Below are 14,905 nucleotides of genomic sequence, written 5' to 3' on the forward strand. Positions count from 1 at the left end.
CACACAAGGGTGCGGTCAGGACTGACGGAGAGGGCTGGAATAGCTATGGAAGAGCCGCGTCGCCTCGGCGGGCGGTACGAGCTGGGCCAGGTGCTCGGCCGAGGCGGGATGGCGGAGGTCTACCTCGCGCACGACACCCGGCTCGGACGCACCGTGGCGGTGAAGACGCTGCGGGTCGACCTCGCGCGTGACCCGTCGTTCCAGGCCCGGTTCCGCCGTGAGGCCCAGTCGGCCGCCTCGCTCAACCATCCTGCGATCGTCGCGGTCTATGACACCGGCGAGGACTACGTGGACGGGGTCTCCATCCCGTACATCGTGATGGAGTACGTCGACGGGTCCACCCTGCGTGAGCTGCTGCACTCCGGGCGCAAGCTGCTGCCCGAGCGCGCCATGGAGATGACCATCGGCATCCTCCAGGCCCTGGAGTACTCGCACCGCAACGGCATCGTCCACCGCGACATCAAGCCCGCGAACGTCATGCTGACGCGCAACGGCCAGGTCAAGGTCATGGACTTCGGCATCGCCCGCGCCATGGGCGACTCCGGCATGACGATGACGCAGACGGCGGCGGTCATCGGCACCGCGCAGTACCTCTCGCCGGAGCAGGCCAAGGGCGAGCAGGTGGACGCGCGAAGCGACCTCTACTCCACCGGCTGCCTGCTCTACGAGCTCCTCACCGTCCGCCCGCCGTTCGTGGGCGACTCCCCGGTCGCGGTGGCCTACCAGCACGTACGGGAAGAGCCGCAGGCCCCCAGCGTCTTCGACGGCGAGATCACGCCGGAGATGGACGCCATCGTCCTCAAGGCCCTCACCAAGGACCCGGACTACCGCTACCAGTCGGCCGACGAGATGCGCGCCGACATCGAGGCCTGCCTCGACGGCCAGCCCGTCCAGGCCACCGCCGCCATGGGCGCGGTCGGTTACGGCGGCCACCCGGACGACCAGCAGACGGCGATGCTGCGCCCGCAGAACGGCGGCGGCCAGACGTCGATGATGCCGCCGGTCGGCCCGGACGACGGCTACGACGATCACTCGCGCCGCCGTCAGAAGAAGAGCAACACCTCCACGATCCTGCTGGTGGTCGCGGGTCTCCTCGTCCTGGTGGGCGCGATCCTCATCGGGAAGTGGGCGTTCACCGGGAGCGGCGGCAGCGATTCGATCAAGGCCCCCAACTTCGTCGGCGAGAAGCTCGCCGACGCCAAGAAGTCGGCCAAGAACGTGGACCTCGTCCTCGACGACTCCGAGCACAAGCCGTGCGAGAAGTACCCGAAGGGCGAGATCTGCGCCCAGACCCCGGGCGCGAACGCCTCGGTCAAAAAGGGCGACACGATCAACGTGACGGTGTCCACGGGGGCGCCGAAGGTATCGGTGCCAAAGGTCATCGGCCTGGACGTCGAAACCGCCACCGACAAGCTCGAGGGCGACAAGTACCAGTTCAAGGTCGAGACCAAGCCCGTGGAGTCTTCCGGTACGCCGGACGAGGTCCTGGACTCGGATCCGGTCTTCGGTACCGAGGTGGAGAAGGGCAGCAAGATCACCCTTGAGGTGGCCAAGGAGGCCGCGAAGTCCACGGTCCCGGACGTGACCGGCAAGACCTGTGACGAGGCCAAGGCTCAGCTGGAGAGCAACAAGCTCAACGGTGTGTGCGAGGAAGAGGAGAGCGACTCGGTCGACCCCGGCAAGGTCATCTCGCAGAGCCTCGCCCCGCAGACCCAGGCCGACCCGAACTCCACGGTCACGCTGAAGGTCGCCAAGAAGGCCGAGAAGGCCACCGTGCCGACCCTCACCGGCCAGAAGCTCAAGGACGCCCGCAAGGCCATCGAGGACGCGGGTCTGACGGTCGGCAACATCCAGGGCCCGCAGGACGACGACGCCCTCGTGGTCCTCTCCCAACCCGGCGCCAACGAAGAGGTCGAACCCGGCAGCGCGGTCAACCTGACCACGGCAGGCGGGAACCAGGGCGACAACGGCGGGGGCAACGGAGGAGGCGGCGGCTTCATCGAAGGCGCCACGGGCTTCTCCTCCCGCCACGACGAGGACTGACCCCGGTACGAGAAGAGCCCCGGAGAACGCCGTGCAGGCGTTGTCCGGGGCTCTTTCCGTGCGGGGGCGGGCTCTTTCCGTTTCCGTGCGGGGGGGGCGCTCAGTCCAGCTCGGCCGGCGGTGTTCGCTTGTTGTCGACCTTTTCGATGCGTTCCAGTTCGCCCCAGACCACGTAGCGGTAGTTGGAGGTGTAGACCGGCGTGCAGGTCGTCAGGGTGATGTAGCGGCCCGGCTTCTTGGCGCCCGATTCCTTCGGGACCGGGTTCAGGACGTTCACGTTGTACTTCGAGGTCTCGGGGAGGGTCGAGTAGACCTTGTAGACGTACCACTTGTCCCGTGACTCGAAGACGATCGCGTCGCCCTTCTTGATCTTGTCGATCTTGTGGAACTTCGCGCCGTGTCCGTCACGGTGCGCGGCCAGCGTGAAGTTGCCTTCCTTGTCCTGCGGGAGAGCCGACTTGATCGGGTCCTCGTAGTAGCCCGCGACACCGTGGTTGAGCACCTTGCTGCTGGTGCCCTTGGTCACCAGGATCTCGCCGCCCATCGCGGGGACGTGGAGGAAGCCGATGCCGTCCTTGGTGTCCAGCTTCCCCGGGCCGCCCGCCCAGCGGTCACGCACCCTGTCGCCCTGCTTGTGCGCCTCGCGGTCCGCGACGACGTTGGTCCACCACAGGGAGTAGACGACGAAGAGGCCGAGCACCAGGCCCGCGGTGATGAGGAGTTCGCCGAAGACGCTGACCGCCGTGGCGATGGGGCCGCGTCCCCGTGACCGTGGTGTGCGGGAGGGCGCGGGCTTCTCGGCCTGCTCCCCCGACCGCTCCTCGGTCTGCTCCTCGTCGTTGTCGGTCGTGGCTGCCACTGGTTCCGCCCCGTTCTCACCGTGCTAATTGACGAGCGCGCTCGGTTTGCCCTTGCTGCGCGGTCGTTCCTCGACCATCTTGCCCCAGACGATCATTCGATACTTACTCGTGAATTCCGGGGTGCAGGTGGTCAGTGTGATGTACCGGCCCTCTTTGGTGAAGCCCGACCCCGGCGGGACAGGACCGATCACCGACGTGTTGCTCGGCTGGGTCTGCGGCAGGATGCTCGCCATCTTGTAGACGAAGTACTTGTCCTGCGTCTCCACGATGATGGGATCGCCCGGTTCGAGCTGATTGATGTACCGGAACGGCTCGCCGTGGGTGTTGCGGTGCCCGGCGACCGCGAAGTTGCCCTTCTTGGCGTCCGGCATGGGCGTCTTGGTGCCGCCCTCGTTGTAGTGGCCGACCATGCCGCGGTCCAGGACCTTCGCCTTGTCGATGCCCTCGGCGATCGGCACGACGACGTCGAGGCGCGGGATGTGCAGGAGCGCGAAGCCCTGCCCCGGCTCGAAGGCCCCCGGCTTGCCCTTGCCCTTCGCCCACTCCTCCTGGAGGTCGCTGGCGGCGCCGTTGGCCTGCTGCTGGGCACGGACGTTGGTCCACCACAGCTGGTACGTGACGAAGAGCAGCATCAGTACGCCGACGGTGATGAACAGTTCACCGATGCCCCGGCTCAGGACGGCTCCGGCGGAGGGCCTGCGGGCGCGCTCGGCGCGGCGGGCCTCCACGCGGGAGAGAGGGGCGGCCGATGCTGCCGCAGGGCTCGTGGCGGCGCGTGAGGCGCCTTTCTTGGCGGCTTTGCGGCGGGCGGCCCGTCCGCCTTCCGCGGGGCGCTCCGGTTCGGGGCGCTCCTGCCCGGAGTTCGGGTCGGCGTCCGGGTCGGCTATTCGGCGCGTGTCCGACGTCCGCAGCCCTACCGTCTCGTCGTCCACCGGAGGCTGGGGCTGGGGCTGGGGTTGCGACTGGGGCTGGGGCTGGGGCCGCGCGGCCTCCGGTATCGGCTCGTACGCCGGGGAGGGCTGCTGAGGGGCGTACGCGCCGTACAGCTCCTCGTACGTCGGTTCCCGCACCCCGTACCAGTCACGGGCGTACCCCGCGGGGTCGTACCACTCCTGCTCCTGCGGCTGCTCCGGCAGCGGCTGCGGCTCGGGTAGCGGCGGCTGCTCCGGCTCCGCGGACCCGCTGCGGAACCACGGCGAAGGATGCTGCCCCGGCAGCGGATCGGTCAGCGGATCGGCGAGGTGGTCGACGGCCGCTTCGAACGCCCCGAGCTCCTCGGACGCCCCTTGCTCCCCGTACGACGCGTACTGGTCGTCGTACGGAAGGCCGGAGGAATCGCGCTCGGGGCGCAAGGCGGTCACGCCGAGGCCCTGCCCACCACCGGGGCAAGACCACTCGACCGACCGACCGCCCCGGCGTCCCCGCACTCCACCAGCCAGTTGGCGAGCATGCGGTGACCGTGCTCGGTGAGCACCGACTCGGGGTGGAACTGAACGCCCTCGACCAGCAGTTCACGGTGGCGCAGGCCCATGATGATGCCGTCCTCCGTACGCGCGGTCACCTCAAGATCGGCCGGAACCGTGGCCGGCTCGGCGGCGAGCGAGTGGTAGCGCGTCGCGATGAACGGCGACGGAAGACCGGCGAAGACGCCCTTGCCCTCGTGCACCACGGGAGACGTCTTGCCGTGCAGCAGCTCCGGCGCCCGGTCCACCACTCCGCCGTACGCCACCGCCATCGACTGCATGCCGAGGCAGACGCCGAAGACGGGCACCCCGGTGCCGGCGCAGTGCCGCACCATCTCCACGCAGACGCCTGCCTGCTCGGGTGTGCCGGGGCCCGGCGAAAGCAGGACGCCGTCGAAGCCGTCCTGCGCGTGGCGCAGCTCGACCTCGTCGTTGCGCACGACCTCGCACTCCGCACCCAGCTGGTAGAGGTACTGGACGAGGTTGAAGACGAAGCTGTCGTAGTTGTCGACGACGAGGATGCGGCGGGGGCGCCCCTCGGCGCTGACCGCGCTGGCTGCGCTGACCGCGCTGACCGGGCTCACTGCGCTCACTGGCCGTCCACCGTCACGTCGTTGAAGGGAAGCAGCGGCTCGGCCCAGGGGAAGACGTACTGGAAGAGCACGTAGACCACAGCGAAGACGAGCATCAGCGAAAGCAGCGCCCTAACCCATGCGTTTCCCGGCAGATGCCGCCAGATCCAGCCGTACATGCCGTCCCTTCCGTAGCCGTACGGCACCAGACTAACGGCGCAGTGCCTCTGGTTTCCCGGCCTCGACGGGCTGGGTGGCATCGAGGTGCGCCCAGACGATCAACCGGTGGCTGTGGCCCCACTCTGGCTCACAGGTCGTAAGTGTGAGGTAACGGCCCGGACCGTCGAACCCCGACTTGCGCGGAACCGCGTCGATGACGCCGATGTCGCCGGGCAGCGTCTTGTAGGGCTTCTTGTCGATGCGGTACGTGAACCACGTGGTGCCGTCGGTCAGGACCACGGGGTCGTTCGGACGCAGCTTCGGGAAGTCCTTGAACGGGTCTCCGTAGGTGCGGCGGTGGCCCGCCACGGAGAAGTTGCCGCGCTGGCCGAGCTGCGCGGTGTCCCCGTAGTGACCCAGCCCCTTCTTCAGGATGCCGGTCCCCGTGCCTTCGAGGACCGGCTTGTTCCACGTGAAACCAAAGCGCGGGATGTACATGACGGCGAAGGGCTTGCCGTCCTCGTAGGGGGCGGGCTTCTTCGGAGAGGGCGTCTCCGCGGACCCGCCGCCGTCCGTCTGCGCGGGCACCGAACCCTGCGCCCACCGCTCCTGGAGATCGTCGATCTGGCTGTCCATGGCGTTGTCGGCCTTCACGCCGGTCCAGAACAGGACGTACACCACGAAGAGCACAATCAGCGTGCCGACGGTGATGCACAGTTCGCTGAACGTCCTGACGAGCACTCGCACCGACACAGGCTCTCCCAGCGGCTTACTCCACGGGCTTCGCGTAGTGGAGATCCACTGTGCCCGAGTAGCCGGGAAGAGTCATCGCCCCGTCGTCGTCGACTTTCCAGCCGAGGCCGTACGCATTGACGTACAGCATGTAGTTCTGGATCTCCGGGGACGCGGCGAGCGCCGTCTTGAGTTTCTCCGGGTCACCGACGGCCGTCACCTTGTACGGCGGCGAGTAGACGCGGCCCTGGAGGATCAGGGTGTTGCCCACGCAGCGGACGGCGCTGGTGGAGATGAGCCGCTGGTCCATGACCTTGATGCCCTTGGCACCGCCCTGCCAGAGCGCGTTGACCACGGCCTGGAGGTCCTGCTGGTGGATGACCAGGTCGTTGGGCTGGGGCTCGGGGTAGCCGGGGAGCTTGGCGGTGGCGTTCGGCGGGGCGTCGGCGAGGGTGACGGAGACGGCATCGCCGCTGAGCTTCTTGGTGCCCGCGTTCTTCTCCAGGGCCTTGAGCCGTGCGTCGTCGGCCTTCGTGCCGCCGTTGTCGCGCTCGGCCAGGGACTCGACCTCGTCACGGAGGGAGCCGTTGGACTCGTCGAGCTTGCCGTTCTTGTGGCTGCGCTCCTCGATCAGGTCCGAGAGCTTCAGCAGAGAGGCGTCGGTGCGGATGTTCGTGCCCTTGGCCGTGTTGAAGCTGGTGAAGAAGATGAGGCCCGCGAGCGCGAAAACGGCGGCCGTGAGCAGCCGGACCGGCCGCCAGCGTGGACGTCGACCCGGACCTGCGGGGGAGTCGGCAGAATTGCTCAACGTACCCTTATCTCCTTCAGCGCCGCGGAAGCACTACGCTAACGGACGCCCGGGGGAGGGCTCAGCTCCCCGTATCGACAGGAGAGACCCTCGTGCCGAAGTCACGGATCCGCAAGAAGGCCGACGATTACACGCCGCCCGCGAAGAAGGCGACGAACATCAAGCTGACCAGCCGCAGCTGGGTGGCTCCGGTGATGCTAGCGATGTTCCTCATCGGGCTCGCCTGGATCGTCGTCTTCTACGTCACCGACGGGAAGCTGCCGATCGACCCGCTGGGCAACTGGAACATCGTGGTCGGCTTCGGCTTCATCGCTGCGGGGTTCGGCGTCTCCACCCAGTGGAAGTAGCGCCGTTCCACCGGCTGTGAGCGCGCTGCCACGGCGGCGGGAATCAAGCCTTGCCCTGAGTTATCCACAGCGCTATCCACACTGGGGACCGAACTGGGGAAAAGAAAGACGATCTGTGGATAACCCTCGTGACGTTGACGCCGGTGTGACTGGCAGATCGACATCCGAGTGACTACTGGCCCCTTGTCCTTCCTGGGTAAACCCAGGTCAGCGACAAGGGGCACAGTTGTTCCCCACAGCATGCACAAGATTCGGCACACGCTGTGGACAACAGTGCGCTTCGGGTGACCGCGGAGGCCTCCGAGCGGTGCTTCCGCCGGTCAGAGCTCCGAGCTCGGAGCAAGCCTCAGCCGAGCTGCGCGGTCCTGATGACCACGGTCGCAAGGACCAGGATCAGCACCACGGCACAGGTCCCCCACTGCACGAGCGCCCGCCGCTCGCGGGGCGCGTGCACCATCCCGTACGCGATCACGACTCCGGCGATCAGACCGCCGACGTGCGCCTGCCAGGCGATGCCGCTCCAGGTGAAGGTGAAGAGCATGTTCAGCGCGAGCAGCGCGATGACCGGACGCATGTCGTAGTTCAGGCGCCGCATCAGGACGGCGGTGGCGCCGAGCAGACCGAAGATCGCTCCGGAGGCCCCGAGCGAGGCATCGCTCGCGCCGACGAGGACATAGGTGAGCGCGCTGCCGGCCAGGCCGGAGAGCAGATAGAGCGCGAGATAGCGGGTGCGGCCGAGCGCGGCTTCCAGCGGGCCGCCGAGCCACCACAGGCCCAGCATGTTGAACGCGATGTGCCAGATCTCCTGGTGCGCGAACATCGACGTGACCAGGCGGTACCACTGGCCTTCGGCGACGCCCTCGGTCGGCGCGTACGGATAGGGCGGCCACTCACCGATCAGGGCGAGGTCGCCGACGAGCCGGTCGTTCACCTGGATCGCGATGAACACGAGGACGTTTATCGCGACCAGGATCTTGGTGATCAGGCGCGGGTCCGCCGCGATGGAGCCGCCCGCGATGGTGCGCGGCTGGTTGGCCGCGGGCGCGTGTCCGGTGCCCGAGCCCTCGCGCACGCACTCGGGGCACTGGAAGCCGACCGAGGCGCTGATCATGCACTCCGGGCAGATGGGGCGTTCGCAGCGGGTGCAGCTTATGCCCGTCTCGCGGTCCGGATGCCGGTAGCAGCCGGGCAGGTTCGATGCGTCCTGTGGCCCCTGCGGGCTGCCGGGTGCCTGGTCCATGGGGTCCCCTCAATGTCCGTACGAAGGCACAGTTACGCGCGCGCGTGGCGAACGCACCGCCCCGCCCTTCCTTACGGATGGGCGGGGCGGTTTGGTTCCCTCGCGGGGTGCGCCGGTGTCAGGCGGTGCGGGTTTCGATGACGACCGACTCGATGACCACGTCGTTCACCGGGCGGTCGGTGCGCGGGTTGGTCTGCGTGGCCGCGATCTCGTCGACGACCTTCTGGCTCGCCGAGTCCGTGACCTCACCGAAGATGGTGTGCTTGCGGGTGAGCCAGGCGGTCGGGGAGACCGTCACGAAGAACTGGGAGCCGTTGGTGCCCGGGCCCGCGTTGGCCATGGCGAGCAGGTAGGGCTTGTCGAAGGCGAGGTCGGGGTGGAACTCGTCCTCGAACTCGTAGCCCGGACCGCCCGTGCCGTTGCCCAGCGGGTCGCCGCCCTGGATCATGAAGCCGCTGATGACGCGGTGGAAGATCGTTCCGTCGTAGAGCCGTCCCGTGGTCTTCTTGCCGGTCTCCGGGTTGACCCACTCACGCTCGCCCTGTGCGAGCTCGACGAAGTTCTTGACCGTCTTCGGCGTGTGGTTGGGGTGCAGCAGCACCTCGATGTCGCCGCGGTTGGTCTTCAGGGTGGCGTAGAGCTGCTCGGCCACGGTCTGCCTTCCGTTGTCTTCTGTGACGTCCTGATACTCCCACGGACCGGATTGGGACGAGTAGTCACCGAGTGGGAGCGCGCCGCGACGATCCGTGGCATTGTCGGCGAAGAACTCTCCTTGTACCGATTTGATCAAATTCATGGCACCCGGATGCACCCGGATGCCCGCCCTCTCATGCCTCGGAGTCACCTGGAAGGCATGATCCTGTAAAGGGTGGAAAGGTGACATACCTATAAGCCACCGAGGAGGAGGATCCTGTGACCCGCATCGACAGCGTGCGCGCCGCGACCGGTTCGGCTAGGGACAGCGTGCGGCATGCCGCGGAGGCGGTGGCCCCCTACGCCGGCACGGCCAAGGAACAGGCCGTCCATTACGCGCACGAATCCCGCGTACGGCTCGCGCCAAAGGTGTCGCAGGCCGCCGAGCAAGCCCGTGCCCAGTACGGCGCTCATGTCGGGCCCCGCATCGAGCAGGCCCGTGCGCACGTGCCGCCGAAGGTCGACCACGCCGCGCACGAAGCCGCCGTCCGCACCCGCAAGGCGGCCGTGCAGGCTCGCGAGGCCGCCCGGCAGGCCGCCGACTATTCGAAGCCGCGGATCGAGAGCGCCGTGGCCGCAGCTCAGCCCGTCCGTGAGGAGGCGGCGTCCCGCGGGTCCGCGGCGCTGTCCGCCCTGCGCGGCGAGGTGTCTCCCAAGGAGATCCGGCGGCTGACCCGTAAGCACAACCGCCGGGCCCGTGCCGGACGCATGGCCAAGGTCCTGATCGTCACCGGCATCGTGGCGGGTGGCGCGATCGCCGCGTGGAAGTGGTGGGACAAGCAGGCGAACCCGGACTGGCTCGTCGAGCCGCCGGCCGCGACGGAGGTCCCCGACAGCACGCCGCTGACTTCGGTCGACGGCAGCGGTCAGGCCTCCCTCGACCCCGAGGTCCAGGCCAAGCAGGCCGAGTCCGAGGCCTCGGAGCGCGACGACCGACGCTGACCTGCCCGGCGCTGACCCGCGCTGACCTGCACAAGAAGTACGAACAACGCCGTAGGGCGGACCACCTCGGAGGTGGTCCGCCCTACGGCGTTCCTGTGGAGCCTAGGAGATTCGAACTCCTGACATCTGCCTTGCAAAGGCAGCGCTCTACCAACTGAGCTAAGGCCCCGAAAACGGCGCACCCATCCGGAAGAATCCCGCTCCGGTGGGCAACGCAGACCAGAGTACCGGGTCACCCCCCACATCTCGCAAAAGGATTGGGGGTCCCGGTGAACGACCACGCTCCGTAAGATGCTCGGCGTGGTTCGCGGCAGCGAACCACGGTTTTTTGGGGAAGCGATGGGGAGACGCAATGGACGCCGCACAACAAGAGACGACCGCGAGAGCACGAGAACTCCAGCGGAACTGGTACGGGGAGCCGCTGGGGGCGCTCTTCCGCCGTCTCATCGATGATCTGGGCCTCAACCAGGCACGCCTCGCCGGCGTCCTCGGTCTGTCCGCGCCCATGCTGTCCCAGCTGATGAGCGGGCAGCGCGCCAAGATCGGCAACCCTGCGGTCGTCCAGCGCGTGCAGCTCCTCCAGGAGCTGGCGGGCCAGGTCGCCGACGGCAGTGTGAGCGCCGCCGAGGCCACCGACCGCATGGACGAGATCAGGAAATCCCAGGGCGGCTCCGTCCTGACCAACACCGCGCAGTCGCCGCTGCCTTCGGGTGCGCCCACGGTGAAGCGTGTGGTGCGCGAAATCCAGTCACTGTTGCGCTCCGTCGCGGCGGCGGGCGACATCATCGATGCCGCGGACTCCCTCGCCCCGACCCACCCGGAACTGGCAGAGTTCCTCCGGGTGTACGGCGCCGGACGCACCGCGGACGCGGTCGCCCACTACGAGGCGCACCAGAACTGAGCCGCCGGCCGGGCCACCGGGCGGCCCGGAGAGGAAGCAATGCGCGACCATGGGTGAGGTCTTCGCCGGCCGCTACGAACTGGTCGACCCGATCGGCCGCGGGGGAGTAGGAGCGGTCTGGCGCGCCTGGGACCACCGGCGACGCCGGTATGTGGCCGCCAAGGTCCTGCAACAGAGCGACGCGCACACGCTGTTGCGCTTCGTGCGGGAGCAGGCGCTGCGGATCGACCACCCCCATGTGCTCGCGCCGGCCAGCTGGGCCGCCGACGACGACAAGGTCCTGTTCACCATGGCCCTGGTCGCCGGCGGCTCGCTGGCGCATGTCATCGGGGACTACGGCCCGTTGCCGCCCCGCCTGGTCTGCACGCTCCTGGACCAGTTGCTCTCCGGTCTCGCCGCGGTGCACGCCGAGGGGGTCGTGCACCGTGACATCAAACCGGCCAACATCCTGCTCGAAGTCACCGGCAACGCACGTCCGCACCTACGGCTCTCCGACTTCGGCATCTCGATGCGGAAGGGCGAGCCACGCCTGACCGAGGCCAACTACGTGGTGGGGACGCCCGGTTACTTCGCTCCCGAGCAGATGATGGGTGCCGAACCGGACTTTCCCGCCGACCTCTTCGCCGTCGGCCTGGTGGCCCTGCACCTGCTGGAGGGCGCCAAGCCGGACACGCAGGCCCTGGTCGAGCATTTCGCCGACCATGGCACGCCCGGGGCTCCGCAGGGCGTGCCCGAGCCGCTGTGGCGGGTCGTCGCCCTGCTCCTCCAGCCGGATCCGAACAAGCGGTTCCGTACCGCGACGAGCGCGCGCAGAGAATTGAACGCGGCCGTCGAGTTGCTGCCCGAGCCGGGGCCCGACGACGAGATCGTCGACATCTTCGACCACCTGGGCCCGCTTCCGCGGGGCTTCGGCCCCGACGGGCCCCTCACGGTGCCGGCACAGCCGGACTTCGCTCCCCCCTCCGTACCGCCCTCCGTATCCCCCTCCGTACCGCCCCCGCCCCTCTCCGCGCCGCGGACGGGAAGCATCCCGCCCACTCCGCCACGGACTCCGCCGTCGCAGCCGCCGTCGCCGCAGCCGCAGCCGCAGCAACATTCACTGCCGCAGCCACTGCCACTGCCACAGCAGCCGGTGACGCCGCCTCCGCCCGCTCAGTCCCCCCATGCGCCCTCCCCTTACGACTCCCTCTACGACGCTCCTTACGAGGCGCAGGCCCCGGCCCCCGTTCAGGTCCCGGTCCACGTCCCGGCCCAGGCCCTCGGTCAGTTGCAGGGGCACCAGTTACAGACGCACGAGTCGTCACACTCCGTGATGTCACCGGCGCATCCCGTACCTGCCCCCGCCTATCCGTACACCGCTCACACACCGGCGCAGGCGCCGCTCCAGAGCCGACCGGCTTCGCGGCGACGGCGGCAGAAGCGAGGGGGGCCGCCCGCGAAGGTGGCGATCCCGATGCTGCTTGCGGCGCTGCTGTGCTTCGCAGTGGGCTTCTGGGCGTTGGCGCAGACCTGAATCAGGTCGCCCGCCGCCGCCCGATCAGCGTCCACACGCCCAGGACCGCCAGGATCAGGGCCCCGGCGCCGAACCCGCTGACGGCGACCACCCTCATGGCGGCCCTGCCCACGGAGCCGTGCCCACTCCCGCTCCCGCTCTCTCCCCCGTCCCCGCTCCCGGCAGCCGTCTCCCCCCGCTCCGCGGCCTCCTCGTCCTCCCCCGTGACGCTGAACAGGTCCGCGGGCCGCGCCGCCCCCACGTACGCGGGCCCCTTCTCAGCGGTGCCCTCGACGCCCACCCGCAGCGTCAGATCCAGCGCCCCCTTGCCGAACTGTCCGGCGACCTTCGGGCTGAGATGGACCGCGAGGTAGTACCACCCGGCGACCCGCGTCCCGGTCACGTCGTCGATCGGCGAGTACCGGTTCTCGTACGCGACGGGGGCCATGGGATCCAGCGCGGTCGAGCTCTGCTTGCCGTCGTAGGCCGTGTCGGCTTCCTCGACGCGGGCCCGCAGCGGATTGGACAGTGACATGACGAGCGCCGCGGGGACGTACTCGTCCCGGCCCCCGCTCGCACCGCCCAGCTCGGCACTTGCGGAGACCTGCTGTCCCCAGTCGACCGGCACGCGGTAGAAGAGCGTCTGGCCCGGCTCGATCCGATCCCCCCAGACGCCCGCCCGCAGCGCACGGGCGTCGTTGTACCCGGTGCCGCCCCTGCGTTCCGTGCGTCCGCCCGCGGGCGGCGTGGGCGAGGCGGAGTTCCAGGAATCCGGCGGCATCGTGGAGGCGCCCTTGGCCACGCCCGGCTCCGAGACGACACGGAGCTCCGTGTCCCACGTCTCCGTACTGGATCCGGGCCGCGTGTTCCGCTCGACCACCACGTAGTACGTGCCGGCCGCCTTGCACCGGTTCTCGGCGGGGCCGACCTCCCGTACCGCCCAGGCGGTGATGGGGCGCGGGCTCTGCGACGTACCGAACCGGGCGTCCTGTGAGTTGCAGTTGTTGCCGTTCGCGTCCTGCAAGGACACTTCGACGCCGTCTCCGTAGACGACCCGGGAATCCGGTCCGGGGACGGCGGTGGCCGAGACGTACACGGTCTCTCTGGCGTCGAGTTGAAGCTGGTAGTAGACCTTTCCCCCGCGCGCGAGGGAGCTCTTGTACGTCGATCCGGGCGTGAGTCTCGCGCTGCCCGTGCTGCTCTTCGCGCCCTCGACCGGCACCGCCCGGTCGGCGAAGACGTACGGGCCAGGCGTGTCCGCGGCCGCGGTCGCTCCCGGCAGTGCCATCACCACGCACAGCGCCGCTCCAGCGGCCAGAGCCGCCCGGCCTCCGCGCACCCGCCCCATCACGTGCCACCCCTCCCCGATGCCACAGCAATACCGCCCACTCATGCCCGCGCGGACACACGACAACCTTTGCTCACGCAAGGCGACGGCTTGCGCACGCGAAGACAGGAGGACGGAAAGATCCGGACAGCACAGGGCCCCGGCCGCAGAAGCGGCCGGGGCCCTGTGAAGAGACTGTTGGCTGTACTCACGAACCCGTGGGCACGGAGTCAGTCGCCTCCGTCCACAGATCCTGCTCGGCGCGATCCGCCTGGATCTGGCGGTACACGAGGAGCCCGCCGATGGCGGCCAGTGCGACCAGGAGAAGCTTCTTCACCGCGCGACCTCGTCTTTCTTGACGTAAGGGACCTCTGGCGCCCGACTATACACACCGATCGATATCGATCGGTGACCTGGATCCACCCCAACTCCCGCTCCCGCCACAGCAGTCGATTCGGGCATCACCGCCCCTTTGGCGCCTCACGGCCCGCTGAGATGTTCGATGCTCCTGACCTCACCCGAGCCCCTCCCGGGGCCCTCAGGGCCCTTTTACGGCCATTCGGGTGGTGTTCATCTGAACATCGACGCGCCACGAGCGTCGGTCCCCCACTCTCGGCCCCGCATACACATCATGAGGAAAGTACGCAAATCGCCCAACCCGAAAGTGAGACGCCATGACCGGCTCCAAGGCCATGAAGCTGTGGACCACGCTCATCACCGCCTTCCTCGCACTCTTCGCCACGCTGGGATTCACCACGACGGCAACGGCGGCCACGCCGGTGCAGCAGGCCACGGAATCATGCAAGAGCGCGCCGACCATGACGGCACCACTGGCGGCCTACTGGGCAGCAGCGTACGAACGGTCCCTGCCGCCCACGATGAAGCAGCGCATCCGCGCCGAGGCCCACGGATCGTCGCCCAGCTGCCGCCACCTCCCCACGGACGACACGGAGACGGCGATCGAGGCCGAGGCCGATCCGGGCGGGCTCGCCGCAGAGCCGTAATCACGGCCCCGGCCGGCCCGGCCGCAGCCCCCAGGGCACCCAAACAGACACGAAGAAGGCCCCCAGCCAATCGGCTGGGGGCCTTCTTCGTGTCTGTGGGGCTAACAGGATTTGAACCTGTGGCCTCATCCTTATCAGGGATGCGCTCTAACCAACTGAGCTATAGCCCCGCCGCGCTGCGGTGTGTCCCGCGCGCTGACCTCTGAAGATTAGCGCACGTGCGGGCCAGTCCCAAAATCGATACCCCGGAGGGGGCCGGGAAGCAGAACAGGGCCCCGCCCGGTGAGGGGCGAGACCCTGGTCCTACGTAGACACGCGTAGG

Annotated in this window: 16 protein-coding genes and 2 tRNA genes; 6 read left to right on the top strand and 12 right to left on the bottom strand. The window is 68.6% G+C overall.

Annotated elements, in window-relative coordinates; translation table 11 throughout:
* Positions 1-45 precede the first annotated feature (45 nt).
* Positions 46-2,043 carry a Stk1 family PASTA domain-containing Ser/Thr kinase gene (gene pknB / locus ABZ906_RS23180; RefSeq protein ID WP_361385473.1) on the top strand — a complete coding sequence of 666 codons (1,998 nt, stop codon included), beginning with the start codon at positions 46-48 and terminating at the stop codon, positions 2,041-2,043.
* Between the two features lie 100 nt (positions 2,044-2,143).
* Here pknB and ABZ906_RS23185 read toward each other — a convergent pair whose 3' ends face one another.
* From ABZ906_RS23185 to ABZ906_RS23210, 6 genes are all read right to left on the bottom strand, one after another.
* Positions 2,144-2,902 carry a class E sortase gene (locus ABZ906_RS23185; protein ID WP_361385476.1) on the bottom strand — a complete coding sequence of 253 codons (759 nt, stop codon included), beginning with the start codon at positions 2,900-2,902 and terminating at the stop codon, positions 2,144-2,146.
* Between the two features lie 24 nt (positions 2,903-2,926).
* Positions 2,927-4,132 (bottom strand): class E sortase, encoded by a 1,206-nt coding sequence (locus tag ABZ906_RS23190; protein WP_361385862.1) that lies wholly within the window; start codon positions 4,130-4,132, stop codon positions 2,927-2,929.
* A gap of 128 nt (positions 4,133-4,260) precedes the next feature.
* Positions 4,261-4,950: an aminodeoxychorismate/anthranilate synthase component II gene (locus tag ABZ906_RS23195; RefSeq protein WP_361385865.1), complete on the bottom strand. Its 690-nt coding sequence runs from the start codon at positions 4,948-4,950 to the stop codon at positions 4,261-4,263.
* A 5-nt stretch (positions 4,951-4,955) separates the two neighbouring features.
* On the bottom strand, positions 4,956-5,198 hold the full coding sequence (locus tag ABZ906_RS23200) for a hypothetical protein (RefSeq protein ID WP_361200314.1): 243 nt from the start codon (positions 5,196-5,198) through the stop codon (positions 4,956-4,958).
* On the bottom strand, positions 5,149-5,844 hold the full coding sequence (locus ABZ906_RS23205) for a class E sortase (RefSeq protein ID WP_361385868.1): 696 nt from the start codon (positions 5,842-5,844) through the stop codon (positions 5,149-5,151). Before ABZ906_RS23205 ends, ABZ906_RS23200 begins: the two co-directional genes overlap by 50 nt.
* A gap of 22 nt (positions 5,845-5,866) precedes the next feature.
* Positions 5,867-6,637 (bottom strand): DUF881 domain-containing protein, encoded by a 771-nt coding sequence (locus tag ABZ906_RS23210; protein WP_361200317.1) that lies wholly within the window; start codon positions 6,635-6,637, stop codon positions 5,867-5,869.
* A gap of 92 nt (positions 6,638-6,729) precedes the next feature.
* Between ABZ906_RS23210 and crgA the strand changes: the two genes are divergently transcribed.
* Positions 6,730-6,984, top strand: coding sequence for a cell division protein CrgA (gene crgA, locus ABZ906_RS23215; RefSeq protein WP_160506128.1), 255 nt, complete (start codon positions 6,730-6,732; stop codon positions 6,982-6,984).
* Between the two features lie 346 nt (positions 6,985-7,330).
* Here the strand turns inward: crgA and ABZ906_RS23220 are convergent, their stop codons facing one another.
* Positions 7,331-8,224 (bottom strand): rhomboid family intramembrane serine protease, encoded by an 894-nt coding sequence (locus tag ABZ906_RS23220; RefSeq protein WP_361200320.1) that lies wholly within the window; start codon positions 8,222-8,224, stop codon positions 7,331-7,333.
* 118 nt (positions 8,225-8,342) lie between these two features.
* The gene (locus tag ABZ906_RS23225) at positions 8,343-8,876 is read right to left on the bottom strand and encodes a peptidylprolyl isomerase (protein WP_361200323.1); all 534 of its coding nucleotides are present in this window, start codon (positions 8,874-8,876) and stop codon (positions 8,343-8,345) included.
* A 260-nt stretch (positions 8,877-9,136) separates the two neighbouring features.
* Here ABZ906_RS23225 and ABZ906_RS23230 point away from each other — a divergent pair, with 260 nt between their 5' ends.
* On the top strand, positions 9,137-9,859 hold the full coding sequence (locus ABZ906_RS23230) for a DUF5324 family protein (protein ID WP_361200325.1): 723 nt from the start codon (positions 9,137-9,139) through the stop codon (positions 9,857-9,859).
* 96 nt (positions 9,860-9,955) lie between these two features.
* On the opposite strand, the gene ABZ906_RS23235 is transcribed toward ABZ906_RS23230, so the two are convergent.
* Positions 9,956-10,028, bottom strand: a tRNA-Ala gene (locus tag ABZ906_RS23235).
* Positions 10,029-10,211: 183 nt separating this feature from the next.
* Between ABZ906_RS23235 and ABZ906_RS23240 the strand changes: the two genes are divergently transcribed.
* Positions 10,212-10,760, top strand: a complete 549-nt coding sequence (locus ABZ906_RS23240) for a DNA-binding protein (protein WP_361200327.1) — start codon at positions 10,212-10,214, stop codon at positions 10,758-10,760.
* A gap of 49 nt (positions 10,761-10,809) precedes the next feature.
* Positions 10,810-12,273 (top strand): serine/threonine-protein kinase, encoded by a 1,464-nt coding sequence (locus ABZ906_RS23245; protein WP_361385479.1) that lies wholly within the window; start codon positions 10,810-10,812, stop codon positions 12,271-12,273.
* A 1-nt stretch (position 12,274) separates the two neighbouring features.
* On the opposite strand, the gene ABZ906_RS23250 is transcribed toward ABZ906_RS23245, so the two are convergent.
* Entirely contained in the window at positions 12,275-13,600 is a 1,326-nt protein-coding gene (locus tag ABZ906_RS23250) for a hypothetical protein (protein WP_361385482.1), read from the bottom strand.
* Between the two features lie 187 nt (positions 13,601-13,787).
* A complete protein-coding gene (locus ABZ906_RS23255; protein ID WP_003999697.1) occupies positions 13,788-13,916 on the bottom strand; it encodes a DLW-39 family protein in 129 nt (42 codons plus the stop codon).
* 337 nt (positions 13,917-14,253) lie between these two features.
* On the opposite strand from ABZ906_RS23255, the gene ABZ906_RS23260 reads away from it, so the two are divergent.
* On the top strand, positions 14,254-14,583 hold the full coding sequence (locus tag ABZ906_RS23260) for a DUF6344 domain-containing protein (RefSeq protein ID WP_361200336.1): 330 nt from the start codon (positions 14,254-14,256) through the stop codon (positions 14,581-14,583).
* A 96-nt stretch (positions 14,584-14,679) separates the two neighbouring features.
* Here ABZ906_RS23260 and ABZ906_RS23265 read toward each other — a convergent pair.
* A tRNA-Ile gene (locus tag ABZ906_RS23265) sits at positions 14,680-14,753 on the bottom strand.
* Positions 14,754-14,905 lie beyond the last annotated feature (152 nt).

Source organism: Streptomyces sp. NPDC046925, from assembly GCF_040644915.1.
In the GTDB taxonomy this organism is placed as follows: Bacteria; Actinomycetota; Actinomycetes; order Streptomycetales; family Streptomycetaceae; genus Streptomyces.